We start from the raw sequence: 16,143 nt of genomic DNA, 5'->3' as shown, positions 1-16,143 counted from the left end.
GCATGAACCGCCCCGCCCATACAGACATCGACATCGACATCGACATCGACATCGATCTCCGCAGCTTGCGGGTCGTCCATTCGATCACCGAACTCAAGGCCGAGGACGCTGGCTGCATTGCCGTCAGCGGCTCGCACGGCGGACTGTCTGCCGCGCGCTATGCGGTGGCAGCGCGGCCGCTGCTCAGCGTGTTCAACGACGCGGGGATCGGCAAGGACGACGCGGGCATTGCCGGTCTCGCACTGCTGCAACTGCACGGGCTCGCGGCATGCACCGTGAGCCACAACAGCGCCTGCATCGGCGACGCGCACAGCACGCTCAACGAGGGTGTCATCCAGCATATGAACAACGCCGCCCGGGCGCTGGGAGTCGCGCCGGGGCAGCGTTGTGTGGAGGTGGTCGAGGCGCTTCGATCGACGAAGCGCTGACGCTCACTTCTTGACGGCCTTTTCGACCTTGTTGGCCAGATCGCCTGCAGCCGCTTCGGCCTTGCCCAGGTTCTTCTCGATGTTGCCTTCCACCTGCATCTTGGTGTTGCCAACGGCCTTGCCCACGGCCTCCTTCACGGCTCCCTTGGCTTCTTCGATGCGACCGGTCACTTGTTCCTTCTTCATGCTCAAACTCCTTGCTTGCGGTGGTGGTTGAAAAACCGAACTCGGTTGCTTCACTGTGCCTGCGATCCCCAGCCAAGCGCATCGGAGCAGGAGCCAGTGCCGTGTCATCCAAGGCCGACAGGACTGGTGTCTTAACAAGGATCAAGACTCAAGCCGGTGAAATGCCAAGGTGTTTGGTCACAGCCTGCGACAATTGCGGAATGAGCAGCTTTCCAACCCTCTCCAACGACCAGTTCCTGCGTGCCTGCCGTCGTCAGGCCACCGACTACACACCCTTGTGGCTGATGCGCCAGGCAGGCCGCTACCTGCCGGAGTACAAGGCCACGCGCGCCAAGGCGGGCAGCTTCATGGGTCTGGCCACGAATGTGGACTACGCGACCGAAGTGACCCTGCAGCCGCTGGAGCGCTTTCCGCTTGACGCCGCGATTCTGTTCAGCGACATCCTCACCGTGCCCGACGCCATGGGTCTGGGCCTGTCGTTCGCCGAAGGCGAAGGCCCGCGCTTTGCCAAGGTGGTGCGCGACGAGGCCGCCGTGGCCGAGCTGGCCGTGCCGGACATGGACAAGCTGCGCTATGTGTTCGATGCCGTCACCAGCATCCGCCACGCGCTGAATGGCCGCGTGCCGCTGATCGGCTTCTCGGGCAGCCCGTGGACGCTGGCCTGCTACATGGTCGAGGGCAAGGGCAGCGACGACTACCGCCTCGTCAAGTCGCTGATGTATTCCCGCCCGGACCTGATGCACCGCATTCTGGAAGTCAACGCCGACAGCGTCGCCGCCTACCTGAACACCCAGATCGACGCGGGCGCGCAGGCCGTGATGATTTTCGACAGCTGGGGGGGCGTGCTCGCCGATGGCGCTTTCCAGCAGTTCAGCCTGGCCTACACCAAGCGCGTGCTCGCGAAATTGAAGCGCACGGGCGTGGATGGCACGGACGTGCCGCGCATCGTGTTCACCAAGGGCGGCGGCATCTGGCTGGAAGACATGAAACCGCTGGACTGCGAAGTGCTGGGCCTCGACTGGACGGCCAACCTCGGCAAGGCCCGCGCCATCGTGGGTGACAGCAAGGCGCTGCAAGGCAACATCGACCCAAACGTGCTGTTCGCGCCGCCAGAAAAGGTCGCGGAGCAGGCCAAGGCCGTGCTGGAGAGCTTCGGCACGCCGCACACAGACAAAACAACGACTGGCCCGACCCACATCTTCAATCTGGGCCACGGCATCAGCCAGTTCACGCCGCCCGAGCATGTCGCTGCGCTCGTGGAAGCGGTGCATGGCCATTCGCGCGCCATGCGTCAATCGGCTGCGGCAAAAGCGGGCTGACCGATACCCGGACCGGGATGCTTTCATGCTCCCGGTCATGTACTTATGCACAAATTTTGTGGTGCGGCATCCGTAAAACAATCTGTTGCACGAATCTTCTCAAGGGCCATCATCCCATTTGGATGACTTTTCAAGCCCTTGATTTTAAAAGACTTTTTCAACCCTCAAGAAGACCGTCAGAAGCCCTCAATCGACGCATTCGCCACGCCCAGCAAGGGCTTGGCGGTCGATATCAACAAAGTTATCCACAGAAATTTGAAGTTTTGGTGCTTTCTCACCCAAAATCAATCACTTAGCGCCCAAACCGCAAGCAAAATCCCGACTTCCTGATGTGTTGCTAGCACAAATTTCCAGCTTGGATAGACCTTGACATCGCAGTTGTGCACATGTTTGAGCGAGCGAGATGGGTCGCGCAAGCTTGTTGAGGGCGAACGGATCAGCCTAACGCACTGCAACATAAATGATTGATTTTCTTGAACATTTCTTCAATCGTGACGTGCATCAAGTGACATCGAGAGGCGGCAACATTTGAGTACACAGAAAACCGCTCGCCAGTAGTTAACAAAGTTATCCACAGAATTGACTTTCGGTTGTGGAAAATCAGTGTTTTCACCATGGTGCCTGGAAAAAGCGCATGATCGGACGCCTCGCGTCTGGCCCGTGCCGCACCGCATCCGATCCCTCACCCAACCCCTCACCTGTCACCGCCCAGTTTCCGCTTTGACGGCCCCATGACCACAGCGACCGCAGACAATCCTCCCACCGCGTCCACCACCGAACACGCCGCGAGCCACGCGCTCTGGGTGGCGGTGGCCACGCCCGCACACAGCAGCGTGTCGGAGCCGCTGTCGTACCTGAGCCCCACGCCCCTGCCGCCCGGAACCCTCGTGCGCGTGCCTTTGGGCCGCCGCGAGGTGCTGGGCGTGGTCTGGGATGCGCCTGAAGGCAGCGCGGCCGAATTGCCCGAGGGCGTGCGAACCCGCTCCATCGCGGGCGTGCTCGAAGGCATCACCCCCTTGAGCGAAAGCTGGCGACGGCTGACCGCCTTCACCGCGCGCTACTACCAGCGCGCGCTGGGCGAGGTGGCGCTGGCCGCCCTGCCGCCGCAACTGCGCGATCTCACGCCCGAGCAGATGGCGCGGCGCATCAAGCGCAAGGCCAAGGCGGACAGCAAGAACGCCGCCAGCCCCGAAGCGGCTGCTGCGCCAGCGCCCATCCATTTGTCCGACGAACAACAGCAGGCCACCCAGCAGATCGCCACCGAGCCGGGGCCATTCCTGCTCTATGGCAGCACGGGCAGCGGCAAGACCGAGGTCTATCTGCACAGCGTGGAACGGGTTCTCGCGGCCAATCCAGAGGCTCAGGCGCTGGTGATGGTGCCGGAAATCAATCTCACGCCGCAGCTCGAAGCGCGCTTTCTCGAACGCTTTGCGCCCATCTACGGCGAGTCGGCCGTGGTGTCGATGCACAGCGGCATGACCAACCCGCAGCGCCTCAAAAGCTGGATCGCAGCCCATACCGGCGAGGCGCGCATCGTGCTCGGCACGCGCATGGCCGTGTTCGCCAGCATGCCGGGCCTCGCGCTCATCGTGGTCGATGAGGAACACGACGCCAGCTACAAGCAGCAGGAAGGCGCGCGCTACTCCGCCCGCGATCTGGCCGTGTGGCGCGCGCGCGAGCAGAACGCCAAGGTGATTCTGGGCAGCGCCACGCCATCGCTGGAAAGCTGGCACGCCAGCCGCCCGCCCAGCAAGGAAGACCCGCAAGGCGGCCGCTACCTGCGCTTGAACATGCCCAGCCGCATCGGCGCTGCCGAACTGCCGCGCGTGCGCTTGGTCGACATGGGCCAGCAACCCAAGGGTTCGGTGTTTTCACCGCCGCTGCTGCAGGCCATCACCGAGCGTGTGGAACGCGGCGAGCAATGCCTGGTGCTGCTCAACCGCCGTGGCTTCGCGCCCGTTTTGCATTGCAAGGATTGCGGCTGGAAAAGCGATTGCCCGCATTGCAGCGCACACCAGGTGTTCCACAAGATCGACCGCACGCTGCGCTGCCACCACTGCGGCTTCACACAGCGCGTGCCACACGCCTGCCCGAGTTGCGGCAATGTGGACATCTCGCCCATGGGGCGCGGCACCGAGCAGCTCGAAGAGCAACTCGCCGCCCTGCTGCGCAACGTGATCACGCCCGAGCGCCGCGCCGCCCGCGTGGCGCGCATCGACGCCGACACCACCAAGGCCAAGGGCGCGCTCGAAGAACAGCTTGCCGCCGTGCACAGCGGCGAGGTCGATGTGCTGGTCGGCACCCAGATGGTCGCCAAGGGCCACGACTTCCGCCGCATCACGCTGGTCGCCGCTGTGCAGCCCGATGGCGCGCTTTTCAGCAGCGACTTCCGCGCGCCCGAACGCCTGTTCGCGCTGCTCATGCAGGCAGCAGGACGCGCCGGACGCGACGCAAACTACATCGCAGCGCAAGGCGGCAAGCCGCCCGAGATGTGGATTCAGACCTGGCACCCCGAGCACAGCCTCTACACCTCACTGCGTCAGCACGACTACCCTCGGTTCGCCGCAGAGCAATTGGACGAACGCCGCGATGCAGGCATGCCGCCCTTCGCCTATCAGGCGCTGGTGCGGGCCGACGCCCGCACGCAAGAAGCCGCGCAGGCCTTTCTGCACGCCGTGAGCAACGCCGCACGCGAGCAGCAGTTGCCGGGCCTCGACCATGTCTTTCTGTTCCCGCCCGTGCCCATGGCCGTGCAGCGCGTGGCCAACGTGGAACGCGCACAGATGCTCATCGAAAGCACCAACCGCAGCGCGCTGCAGCATTTCCTTGCCGCCTGGCAAAGCGTGCTGCACGCCGCCCGCGCCGACCACAAGGCCGTGATCCGCTGGCTGGTGGATGTGGACCCGCAGGCGATCTGAAGCAGCCTCAGGTCTCGATCAACGCAGCGCCGCGACGACGCGCGCCCACCCCATGCGCTGGGCGAGTTCCAGCGCTGTGTCGCCTTGCGGCGTGCGCAGGGTGTGCGCGTCGGCACCCAGCTTGTACAAGACCTCCACGGGCGCGAGATTGCCTGCCAGCGCGTCGCGCTGCAGCAGCGTCCAGCCGTCATCGAACACCTGCGTCACCATGTCCGGCTGTTCCTTCAAATCCGTGGCGTAGCGCTCGCGCATGTTCTCGCTCATCGGATGCTCTTTTTCGCGGGCCAGACGCATGGCTTCATCGAAGGGCAGACCGGCGGGCTCGGGCGCTTTTTTCCACAGGCGGCTCAGGCCGGTAGGCTTCTCTGGCGCGGGATTGTCATAGGACGTGATGTTGCACAGCGCGGGATCGGGAAACGGCTGGCCCCAGGCCTTGTCGTGCTCGGCACGTTCGCGCTCGGACATGCTGGCGCGAATCGCCTGCACCGTGAAGCCGCCACACAGCACGCCGACGCTGGTGTACATCCAGTCCTCCAGATCCGCGAGCGGAGCAGACACTTCCGTGCCAGCTTGCAGATGCGGAATGAAATTGGCACTGTTGAGCAGCTCGCCGCTCAGCGTGTGTCCGTCGAACTGCACATCGCCCACCCACATGTGCTCGACCTGCGGCGCGTTGTGCTTGGCCTGCACTTCGGCACTCACCGCAAACGGCAATTTGATGGCCGCGAAATCCAGCCCCGGAATGATGCGCCGGTACTCCCACGACAGCTCGCGCCAGAAGAACGGAAAGCTCTGCTGCGCGCGCTCGATTGCGCGTTGCATCGCTGGATCGTGTTGTTCACCGTTCATTCGCGTTCTCCTTTTGAAATGGAAGGCTTGGTCAACGGTTGCCGCATCACGACGCATCCGCGTAAGCGAGGTGCACGCCGCAATGCAGGCAACGGAATAGATAGGCGCTCAGATCGCCATCTTCGGTGATGAGGGGAAGCGTCGATTCGTCGCAGCCGTCATCCAGCACCGCCTCCGTGGCATCGGGCAAATCCTTGAGACGATCCCAACCCACGCGCCCCAGAAACGCCGCCGCATCGCCGCAGTGCGTGAGCCAGCGCTCCGTCTGCCAGGCAGTGAAACCGGGGGTGCGCTGATCGACTTCTTCGGCCACTGCGTCGGGCACAGTGCCTTCGATGTCGCCCGCAAAGCGCGAGCCGAATTTGCGTGCTGCGCTGCCGTCGGCAATGCACCACGGGCACAGATTCGGCGGCTGGTCGCCCAAGCCATAAGGCTCGCTTTCGTAGATCCAGCCGGTGCGCAATCCGCAGCACGGGCAGACCAGCGAATGGTTCTTGCGGATGGAGCCGGTCGCCACCGGATCGGGGTGATAACGAAACACCGGGAGTTCGCTTGCTGACCGCAGTCGCGACCCCGGTCCGGGCTTTGGTTTCTGTCCAAGCAACATGGGATCGACCGGCGTCGGCAGGGGTTCGGCCACGCCGTTCTGACGCCACAGCATGGTCGTCAATTGGCCTGAGTTGGCCGAGTCCGGCAGCAGCACAAGCCGCGTGGTTGGCGACCAGGCACGCGCCACGACGACCGCCCCTTGCGGCACGCCCGCAGCCGCTTTGTGCAACTGCTGCGTGTGCCAGGCCATGTCTTCCGCCGTGCGCGTGCGGCTCTTGCGATCGGTGCGATCGAGCACCGGCAGAAAGCGCCATTCGTTGCGCGTCAATCCCTGTCGGTCATCGACTTCCCAGCCGTTCTCGATCAGCAATCGACTGCGCAGCCATTCCGGCAAAGCGCAGCCAATCGCCGCTTCGCACGCGGCCACATCCTGTTCGGTTGCGGGTGCTGGGCGTCGTGGCGCTGCTGCGGTCTTTGCGGTCATGCGTTCGGTTTTGGCTTATTCCTCATCCGCCTTGCACAGCTTGGGCAGGGCTTTGTCGATCTTGCCGCCGTCGCCGTAGCAGTGCCACAGCACCTTGCCTTCGTCTTCCGAAGGAACGATGTTGAACGTGCCCAGCTTGGTATCGACGCTCAGGCTCATGCGGCTGGAGTCGTATTCGAAACCGGCGGACTGGGAGGCCGAGATGCCAGCGTCTTCAAGCGTGTCGGGCACTTCTTCCTTGCTGATGTAGTACTCGCCGAGTGCCGCGCGCGCTGCTGCGGATTGCGTCCAATAGTTGGTCAGATCGGCGCGCGTCTTGTACTCGTTGTAGGCGGGAATGGCCGTTGCAGCGAGCACGCCGATGGCGGCCACCATCACCATCAGAATGCCGAGTCCCGCAGCGCCGCCACCCAGACGGCCAGCGTATGGGATGAAGAACGCGAAGATGTACGAAAACGGGTTGCGGCCCGGCATCTTGATCTCGGGGTTCAGGATGCGCGCAACGCGCTTGGTGAGCCACGGGTAGCCGCTGATCAGCTCGTGCAGATCGGCGAAGAAGCCACGGTTGCTCATGGTCTGACGCGCGTAGTTCACGAGGTTCACCAGACGCCACTTGTCCGAGCCAGCGGCCAGCACGGCCATGGCGCGTGCGGCCACTTCGGACGTCGAGCAGCAGGCGCGACCGTGCATGTCGCAGGTGTATTCCTTGGCACGCGAGTAGGCCGCGCCGATGAGCGGCAGCCACAGCACCGGAGCGCGCCAGATGTGACCCGTCAGGTGACCTTGCTTGATGTGGCCGAGTTCATGGCCGAAGTAGAAATTGACGCCATCGGGAAGGTCGTTCATCGCATCCACGGTGTCCGACAGCACGATCACGAATTCGCGGCCCAGAAAGCGCGTGGCAAACGCGTTCATCATGCCGTCGCCTTGCAGCAGATAGGCTTCTGGCGGCTCCTTGATGCCCAGCTTTTCGCAGCAGCCGAGGTATTGCGCATAGAGCTGCGGCAGTTGGTCCTCCGACAGCTTCACTCCCGTGCCGCGCAGCCAGGCGATGAGCGCCGATTGCGCGAACAGATAACCGATGAAACCGAACAGCACGTAGATCAGCGCCACGCCCAGCGTGCCGACGATCAACAGAATCCAGACGATGATGCCCAGCACCAGCGTGAGTGTGCCCAGCGTTTTTTCGCGCGGATAAACCAGTTTGTCCATTGCTCTCCCTCTCGATATGACATTGCTGCAAAAGTGTGCGTATTCTGCTCAGAGCCTCGTGACAACTCAATATCGAATTGATAGCAAAAAGCAATCGAACGTAGCCACCATAAGCAGCTCAGAGAGGCGCAAGCACTTCCGCCTTGTCAGCGATTCGACCGCATGACGTTTCGCCGCCACACTTTAAGGATCAGGTAAGCAATGACTCCACTGCGAGCCAGCACGCGCACCTGCCGTTGTTCAGGGTATGCACCAATGCATTTGCGCAAGCACGAGGAGCATCGTGCGAGGTTCACTGCGCGCAGCCCACAAGGCATCAGTCGTGCAGGAAATCCTCTTCATCTGGAGTAAACATGCTTGTCCAAGCCTACTTTCGCAAATCTGTTGCAGCCACCGCGCTCGCCGTCACCGTACTGAGTGGCTTCACCGCCCTGCCCTCGATCAGCTTCGCGCAGGATTCGTCCGCCGCCGCCACCGCTGCAGCCGCCACCGCCAAGGCCGCCAAGCCCAACGTCGTCGTGTTGGCCACCGGCGGCACGATTGCAGGCGCAGGCGCATCGGCGATGAACAGCGCCACCTACTCCGCCGCCAAGGTGCCTGTGGACAAGCTGCTGGCCGGTCTGCCCGAGCTCGCCAACGTCGCCAACGTGAAGGGCGAGCAGGTCTTCCAGATCGCCTCGGAAAGCTTCACCAACGACAACCTGCTCACGCTCGCCAAGCGCGTGTCGGCGCTCGCCAAACAGTCCGACGTGGACGGCATCGTGATCACCCACGGCACCGACACGTTGGCCGAAACCGCGTACTTCCTGAGCCTCACCGTCAAGACCGACAAGCCCATCGTCGTCGTCGGCTCCATGCGCCCCGGCACGGCCTTGTCGGCCGATGGCGCACTGAACCTCGTCAACGCCGTGAGCGTCGCAGGCGCGCAAGATTCCAAGGGCAAAGGCGTGTTCGTCACCATGAACGACGAAATCCAGACCGCTCGCGATGTGAACAAGGACATCAACATCAAGACCGGCGCGTTCACCAGCCAATGGGGCCCGCTCGGCATGGTCGTCGAAGGCAAGAACTACTGGTTCCGCGCCCCCGTGAAACGCCACACGAGCAACTCAGAATTCAACATCGACAGCATCGACAAGCTGCCGCAGGTCGACATCGTCTATGCCTACGGCAACGTGCAACCCACAGCGGTCAACGCACTGGTGGATTCGGGCGCGAAGGCGATTGTCCACGCTGGCACCGGCAACGGCTCGGTGGCCGACCGCATGGTCAAGCCACTGCAGGATGCGCGCAGCAAGGGCGTGCTGATCGTCCGCTCATCGCGCGTGCCATATGGCTTTGTGCTGCGCAATGCCGAGCAGCCTGATGACAAGTACGACTGGGTTGTGGCGCATGATATGCGGCCTGAGAAGGCGCGCATTCTGACCATGTTGGCATTGGCCAAAGGTGGTCTGAGCACTGCTGAACTGCAGCGCATGTTCTGGGAATACTGATCTTGTATTCCGTTCGCCCTCTTTCTCTTTGTTCTGAGGTTGGGGGCGATTTTTTTGTTTCTGCTCTTTGGTTGAGTGCGGAGGCCGGGTGTTCGCCCCGGCGGGCGAGTAACTTTTTGCTTGCGCCAAAAAGTCACCAAAAAACGCTTTGAATTCGGGGGCACGCGGCAGAACTCACTTCGCGCCAAGGCGCTCCGTTCGGGCAACCGCCGCGAGTCAGTGTTTTCATAAGAGGTGCGTTACGGCACTTCGCGTTGCTCGTGCTGCATCTCGCGACGACGCGAGATGCCTAGGCATAAGCACTGTGACGAATTCAATGTGAGATTCGTCTCGACGCGCGCAACAACCAAGATCATTCCGTCGCGATACTCGCGCCGCCGCTGCTGCACCGAAGAGTGCAGCAGCGCCCTCCCCAGCTTTTGATCTGACTCACGATAGTTGTCCGAACGGAGCGCCTCCGGCGCGCAGTGAGTTCTATCGTGTGACCCCGTATTCAAGCGCGTTTTTGGTTCCTTTTTGCGCGCAAGCAAAAAGGGACTCCGCCGCCGGGCGGAACTCCCGGCACCCGCAATCAACCACCTGGCAGAAGCAAAAAAAGAACCAAGCAATAAGCTCAGCTAACCAACGCCACTGCAAGAGAAAAAGTAAAAAACGCCAACACTGTGGATACGAGGATGACCCGCGCCACGCGCCCCCCATGCGCCCCAAACCGCTCCACCAGCAACGCCACATTGCTGGCACTGGGCAACGCAGCCAACAGCACCATCACAGTCACCGTGAACGGCGACAAGGAAACCCCCAGCGCAATGGCCGCCTGACAAGCCAGCCAGATCAGCACCGGATGCACCAGCAGCTTGGCCAAAGCAAGTGGCACATATTGCGCCATAGGCACATGCTCGTGCGCATTCATCTGAGAACGTGCGAGCACCGCGCCAATGGTGAACAGAGCCACGGGTGAAGCGGCTTCGGCGAGCATGACAATCGTCTTGTCCACGGGCGCAGGCAACTGCCAGCCGACTGCCGAGGCGACCGCGCCCAGCGCAATCGACCAGGGCATGGGATTGGTCGCCATGCCGCGCAGCGCGTTTTTCACTGCCGTGGCTGCGCCGTGCGCGTCGGCTCCATCGAGTCGCGACAGTGCAAGGCACACCGATGTGGTGATGATCATGTCGATGGCCATGGTGAGGATCACCGGCCCGGCGCTTTGTTCGCCCAGCAGCGCCACGAGCAGCGGCACGCCCATGAATCCGGTGTTGGGAAACGCCACCACCAGCGCGCCGAAGGCGGCGTCGTTCCAGCCGATGGTGCCGCGCCTGGTGAGCGCAATTGTCGCGGCCACGAGGATCAGTCCGCAGATCAGATACACACCCGCGACGGCCGGATCGAGCAATTGGCGAATCGGCGTGTTCGCGCCAAATCGGTACAGCATGCACGGCAGCGCGAAGTACAGGACAAAGGTGTTCAGACCGCTGATGGCCGACAGGGGCAGCACCTTGCCCCGCGTGGCCAGAAAGCCGCAGAGTACGAGCGCAAAGAACGGGAAGGTGACGGAGAAGACGGACAGCACGATGGATGGGATTGTCTCAATCTCTGGCGAAGGCTGCTGACGGGCACTTCACCGCAGGCCGGAAAACGGAGCGAAACCAGAACGAAACCCAAACCAAGACCCAAGGCGGAACGAAAAAACCCGCGCTGAATGACCAGGCCGCGGGTTCAAATCCCCGTCATGCGTCACCCAATGCGGGCATGGCGGGCTGGAGGAGGCAGGTACCCGTGCGAAGCGGGTACCTTGAGGAGACCGGAGGGTGCCTCAATGCACCTGAAAAGAGATAAGTCCGTGGGGTCTGGAAAGCGCCGGAAGCCGCCGTCCGATCAGACCGCCAGCGCCTGCTCCACGTCCTGCGTCTTGCGGCGGGCCAGTGCCAGGTTGGCCTTGGACTTGTCCAGCACCAGATAGACGAACAGGCCGTCGTGCTTTTGCAGCGGACGGATGATGTGATAGGCCTTGCCCAGAGTGATCAGGATGTCGTCGATGCGATCATTCAGGTTCAGCGACTTCATGGTCTTGAGCTTGGCTCGGACCACTTCGGTGTTGCCGGCCGCTGCCAGTTCCAGGTCCACGCCGGAGCCGATGCTGCCCAGCAGCATGCCGCTGCCGCTGTCCACGACGGCAGCGCACTGTGCGCCGTCGATGGTCATGAGCTGAGAGAGAGATTCTTGAATGCTTGCCATGTGTTTTACCTCTTTGTATAGACGCTTCAGAAAATAAAAACCATGCGCGGTGAGCCCTGCCCTCATTCCCCCGCGCGGGACAATCAAACTCACTCAAACCATCACATATTCAACCACTTAACTCAGAAATGATTTGAGTGGTGTAACGTTTACATACTTTCTGATCCATGTCAAACGTGCAAACGTGCAGCCATTTGTGAACTAGCTTCAGCGACGGCCCAAAGTGCCCGACCCAGCACGCCTTCCTTCCTTACAACCAGACACAGGATGCAAGGAAACTCGCTGGGAACGTTCTGGAAGATGGCCGTGCCGTCGTCTGTTTCAAACGTCAGTCGGCGGCTGCCGTTGTGGCCGATCTCGCTGGAGACCGCGCGCGCCATGGCCATCATGGAGCCCGCCATGGCGGCCATCTGGGAGCCGTCCTTGTTGTGCAGGTCGCCATGCGCGGCGATCACGAAACCGTCGGGGGTGGAGAGAAGCGCCGTCTGGACTTCGGGGAATGGTTCGAACACCTCTTTGAGAATCTGCCGTCCCGTTGCCGCAACCAGCGGTGGGACCACAGTGGAAGCCTTGCTCATCATTCCTCACTTTGCAGAGACAGCATCGACGCCAGCACACCGATGGCATCGAGCATTTGATTGCGGTCGCGCGGATCGGCCTGCAGCACGGGCACCACGCCATGGCCGGCGCTGGTGAGGGCTGCTGCAAACGCGTCCACGACCGCGGCGGGCGCGGGGCGGGCATTGAGAATCAGCACCACGGGCTGCTGTTCGAGCGCAGCCACACCCTGCAGCAGGCGCGTGGCCTCCTGCACGGCGGCGGAATCATTGACATCCACCATGATGAAGATGCCCATGGAGACCGAAAGAATCCATTGGCGCACAAATGAAAAACGTTCCTGGCCGGGGCAGCCGCACACTTGCACGCGCTCGCCATCGCCGAGGTCGATCTCGCCGAACTCGGTGCCGACCGTGGTGAACTCCTTGGCATTGCTTGCGCGATCCAGGTTCACCACGTCCGAAGAAACCATCTTGTCGCCGCACAGGGAGCGCAGCGCTGTCGTCTTGCCGATACCCATCGCTCCAACGAGAGCGATACGGGGAAGAGAATCCATCACCACTTAATTACGGCCTCCGACTCGCACCCAACGCGTCAGGCGCTGGATCAGCCCCATGCGCACCGGACGTCCACGATTGACTTGTTCCTGAGCGGCGTTGGTGGTCATCGCCACCGCTGCCTTGTGCGCCGTATGGGTGTGGTTCAGCACACCACGGCGATTGAGGCTGCTGATCAGCGAACGCGCGGTTTCCGGGTCCAGCCCGCTGTGACCGCAGAGCTGACGCAGATTGATGGGCGCGCGCGTGAGCAGCGCCATGGCGCGCACGCAGGCACCGGTGTTGTAGGGTGCATCCAGCGACACCCAACTGGTGAGCTGGTATTGGTCATCCGCGTCGTCCTGCACGGCTGCCGCTTGAGCAGCCGCTTCGACAACGGCAGACACCTTGGCCGCAGCCATCTTCTGGCGCGCCGACCAGTCCATGAGGAACACCGCCGCGCGATCAAGCGCGTCGATGAGATCCGAGACCGTGAATTCCGCCGGCAGGTGCGACACCCAGCGCCCGGCGCGCGACTTCTCTGCGACGCTCGCAGATTGGCCGATATAGATCACACAGGGCGTGGATGCCGGTACGACCTCTCCATGAGAGGACGCGTCCAGCAAAGCCAGCTGTGCATCTCCGGTGGAGGCACGCTTCCACTCGATGAGCGATTTGCGTGCTGCCACCCCGAAAAGAGCTACGAATCGATCCAGATATGCCGGAGCAAGAAGATCTGGAGCCACCCCCGCAATGTTATGTTTCATAATTAACCCACTCGAAAGTCCGTGGCGATGAAAAAATTATATCGGCGTCAGGAATTCAATTAATACCTGCTAACAACCGGTTGCCACTTTCTTACTTGCAGCTGACATTTGTTAACCGTTCGTGCTCAATCCAATTCATTGCAAACCCAATGATTTGATCAAAAGCAGTCCTCGAAAGTGCGTAATTGAGCGCAGTACGGCGACGTATTTCACTCTGCTCAGGTACAGCCCGCATGTTGGAATGCTTGTTTCTAGGGCTTGTTTCACGCGTTAACCCAATTGCGCGAGCAGAGTAGCGAGGAATGTTACTCAATGTTTCTTACCATGTGGTGAATACGCTTAAATGGTCTAGACCTTTGCAATTGAGAATGACTACCACTTTGAGGAGCAGCAGGGACATGCGCTGATCGCTATGATTCAACGCTTCGAACCCGCAGCCGCAGACGACGCCATCTGCCCCGTCCCCGGCATTTCTTCTCCGCTCCCCCACGCATCGCCCTCACCATGTCCGCTGGACTCAATCTGGCTCAGCTCCAAGCCGTCCATTACACAGAAGGCCCCTGCCTCGTGCTTGCCGGTGCGGGCTCGGGCAAGACACGGGTGATCACGCACAAGATCGCGAAGCTGATCGAAAACGGGCTGGCGCCCAAGCGCATCGCTGCCATCACCTTCACGAACAAGGCCGCCGCCGAAATGCGCGAGCGTGCCACCGGCCTGATCGGCAGACAGGCCAAAGACGTACTGGTCTGCACCTTTCACGCGCTGGGCGTGCGCATGGTGCGCGAGGACGGCCACGCGCTCGGCCTGAAGCCGCAGTTCAGCATCCTCGATCAGGACGACGTGACCGGCATCCTGAAAGACTGCGCTGGCGGCACCACCGATGCGGCCACCGCGCGCCAATGGCAGTGGACCATCAGCGGCTGGAAGAACAATGGCTGGGATGCCCGCAAGGCGCTCGCCATGGCGCAGGACGACAACGACCGCAGCATCGCGCTGATCATGCAGCGCTACGAAGAACGTCTGTCGGCCTACCAGAGCGTCGATTTCGACGACCTGATCGGCATGCCGATGCGGCTGCTGAAAAACCATCCCGAAGTGCGCGAGAAATGGCAACGCCTGCTCGGTCACGTGCTGGTCGATGAATACCAGGACACCAACGCCACTCAATATGAGTTGCTGAAAATGCTGGTGGGCGAGCGCGCGCATTTCACCGCCGTGGGCGACGACGACCAGTCCATCTACGGCTGGCGCGGCGCGACGCTGGACAATCTGAAGAAGCTGCCGATCGACTACCCGAACCTCAAGCTCATCAAGCTGGAGCAGAACTACCGTTCGACCTCGTCCATCCTGCGCGCGGCCAACAACGTGATCCAGCCCAACCCCAAGCTGTTCCCGAAAACGCTGTTCTCGGAACTGGGCGAAGGCGAGCCGGTACGCATCGTCGATTGCGACACCGAAGAGCACGAGGCGGAACGCATCGTCGCGCGCATCCAGGGCCTGCGCGCATCGCACAACCCGCAACCCGCGTGGAAGGATTTCGCGGTGCTCTACCGCGCCAACCACCAGGCCAAGCCCATCGAGAAAGCGCTGCGCAAGGCGAGCATTCCGTACAAGGTCTCGGGCGGCACGAGCTTCTTCGATCGCGCGGAAATCAAGGACCTGTGCGCCTGGTTTCGCCTGTGGATCAACAACGACGACGACCCCGCATTCCTGCGCGCCATCACCACGCCCAAACGCGGTATCGGCCACACGACGCTTGGCAAGCTCGGCGAGTTTTCGGCGCAGCACAAGCTCAGCATGTTCGGCTCGCTGTTCAACCACATGCTCGAAGCCGTGCTGCCGCGCAAGGCGCATGAAAGTGTGGTCGAGTTCGGTCGCTACATCAACGATCTGGAATACCGTGCGCGCCACACGCTGGGCGTGGACGCATCGCGCGCCTTCATGATGGACTGGCTGAAAGAGATCGGCTACGAGCAGCATCTCTACGACAGCGAAGACAGCGAGACCATCGCCGCCGCGCGCTGGAGCAACGTGCTCGAATTCTGCGACTGGATGGTGCAGCGCGCGGGCGGCAAGATCGAAGACGCCGCTGGCACGACGATGCAGACCGAAACCAAGAGCCTGCTCGAAGTGGCCAAGAACATTGCGCTGCTGTCCACCATCAGCGAGCGCGAACAGGAGCAGGACATGGTCGTGCTCTCCACCCTGCACGCATCCAAGGGCCTGGAATGGCCGCACGTGGTGCTTGCGGGCGTCACCGAAGGCATGCTGCCGTTCAAGCTCGACGACGAAAATGGCAAACAGCAGAAGGTCAGCGAAGAGACCGCGCTGCGCCTGCAGGAAGAGCGGCGTTTGATGTATGTGGGCATCACGCGTGCGCAGCGCACGCTGGCCGTGAGCTGGACCAAACGCCGCAAGAAGGGCCGCGATATGGTGACCACCATGCCCAGCCGCTTCATCGCCGAGATGGGCCTCGATGCCTCCACCGCGCGCGAAGATCCGCGCGCCAAGCTGCGCGCACTGCGCGACGAATTCGCACGCAAGGCCCAAGCCGCCACGCCGCCCAGCGCCTGACGTGCTGAAGCTCTGACGAACCGAGATACGAACCGACC

Annotated in this window: 14 protein-coding genes; 5 read left to right on the top strand and 9 right to left on the bottom strand. The window is 62.0% G+C overall.

Annotated features, from left to right (window positions below; genetic code table 11):
- Positions 1-2: 2 nt before the first annotated feature.
- Positions 3-428, top strand: coding sequence for a hypothetical protein (locus G7048_RS14235; RefSeq protein ID WP_166068771.1), 426 nt, complete (start codon positions 3-5; stop codon positions 426-428).
- Between the two features lie 3 nt (positions 429-431).
- Here G7048_RS14235 and G7048_RS14230 read toward each other — a convergent pair whose 3' ends face one another.
- Positions 432-614, bottom strand: a complete 183-nt coding sequence (locus tag G7048_RS14230; protein ID WP_166068770.1) for a CsbD family protein — start codon at positions 612-614, stop codon at positions 432-434.
- Positions 615-814: 200 nt separating this feature from the next.
- Here G7048_RS14230 and hemE point away from each other — a divergent pair, with 200 nt between their 5' ends.
- Positions 815-1,933, top strand: a complete 1,119-nt coding sequence (hemE, locus tag G7048_RS14225; RefSeq protein ID WP_166068769.1) for a uroporphyrinogen decarboxylase — start codon at positions 815-817, stop codon at positions 1,931-1,933.
- 731 nt (positions 1,934-2,664) lie between these two features.
- A complete protein-coding gene (gene priA, locus G7048_RS14220; protein ID WP_166068768.1) occupies positions 2,665-4,851 on the top strand; it encodes a primosomal protein N' in 2,187 nt (728 codons plus the stop codon).
- 18 nt (positions 4,852-4,869) lie between these two features.
- Here priA and G7048_RS14215 read toward each other — a convergent pair whose 3' ends face one another.
- From G7048_RS14215 to G7048_RS14205, 3 genes are read right to left on the bottom strand one after another with little or no spacing between them, the layout of a single operon-like run.
- Positions 4,870-5,700: a DUF2314 domain-containing protein gene (locus tag G7048_RS14215; protein ID WP_166068767.1), complete on the bottom strand. Its 831-nt coding sequence runs from the start codon at positions 5,698-5,700 to the stop codon at positions 4,870-4,872.
- Between the two features lie 46 nt (positions 5,701-5,746).
- The gene (locus G7048_RS28320) at positions 5,747-6,733 is read right to left on the bottom strand and encodes a CbrC family protein (RefSeq protein WP_205750275.1); all 987 of its coding nucleotides are present in this window, start codon (positions 6,731-6,733) and stop codon (positions 5,747-5,749) included.
- Positions 6,734-6,748: 15 nt separating this feature from the next.
- Complete coding sequence (locus G7048_RS14205) at positions 6,749-7,945, bottom strand: M48 family metalloprotease (protein WP_166068766.1); 1,197 nt, start codon at positions 7,943-7,945, stop codon at positions 6,749-6,751.
- 353 nt (positions 7,946-8,298) lie between these two features.
- Between G7048_RS14205 and G7048_RS14200 the strand changes: the two genes are divergently transcribed.
- Entirely contained in the window at positions 8,299-9,438 is a 1,140-nt protein-coding gene (locus G7048_RS14200; protein ID WP_166068765.1) for an asparaginase, read from the top strand.
- A 613-nt stretch (positions 9,439-10,051) separates the two neighbouring features.
- Here G7048_RS14200 and G7048_RS14195 read toward each other — a convergent pair.
- From G7048_RS14195 to G7048_RS14175, 5 genes are all read right to left on the bottom strand, one after another.
- Positions 10,052-11,005 carry an AEC family transporter gene (locus tag G7048_RS14195; RefSeq protein ID WP_166068764.1) on the bottom strand — a complete coding sequence of 318 codons (954 nt, stop codon included), beginning with the start codon at positions 11,003-11,005 and terminating at the stop codon, positions 10,052-10,054.
- A gap of 305 nt (positions 11,006-11,310) precedes the next feature.
- Positions 11,311-11,670, bottom strand: coding sequence for a hypothetical protein (locus G7048_RS14190; protein WP_166068763.1), 360 nt, complete (start codon positions 11,668-11,670; stop codon positions 11,311-11,313).
- Between the two features lie 170 nt (positions 11,671-11,840).
- The gene (locus G7048_RS14185; protein ID WP_166068762.1) at positions 11,841-12,251 is read right to left on the bottom strand and encodes a roadblock/LC7 domain-containing protein; all 411 of its coding nucleotides are present in this window, start codon (positions 12,249-12,251) and stop codon (positions 11,841-11,843) included.
- Positions 12,248-12,784 carry a GTPase gene (locus G7048_RS14180; protein ID WP_166068761.1) on the bottom strand — a complete coding sequence of 179 codons (537 nt, stop codon included), beginning with the start codon at positions 12,782-12,784 and terminating at the stop codon, positions 12,248-12,250. The genes G7048_RS14185 and G7048_RS14180 overlap by 4 nt, the downstream gene beginning before the upstream one ends.
- 6 nt (positions 12,785-12,790) lie before the next feature.
- The gene (locus tag G7048_RS14175) at positions 12,791-13,453 is read right to left on the bottom strand and encodes a hypothetical protein (protein WP_166068760.1); all 663 of its coding nucleotides are present in this window, start codon (positions 13,451-13,453) and stop codon (positions 12,791-12,793) included.
- Positions 13,454-14,035: 582 nt separating this feature from the next.
- On the opposite strand from G7048_RS14175, the gene G7048_RS14170 reads away from it, so the two are divergent.
- Positions 14,036-16,105, top strand: coding sequence for an ATP-dependent helicase (locus tag G7048_RS14170; protein WP_166068759.1), 2,070 nt, complete (start codon positions 14,036-14,038; stop codon positions 16,103-16,105).
- The last annotated feature ends 38 nt before the right edge of the window (positions 16,106-16,143 follow it).

This window comes from Diaphorobacter sp. HDW4B, assembly GCF_011305535.1.
Classification (GTDB): Bacteria; Pseudomonadota; Gammaproteobacteria; order Burkholderiales; family Burkholderiaceae_C; genus Diaphorobacter_A.
This window is presented reverse-complemented; position numbering and strand designations above follow the sequence as displayed.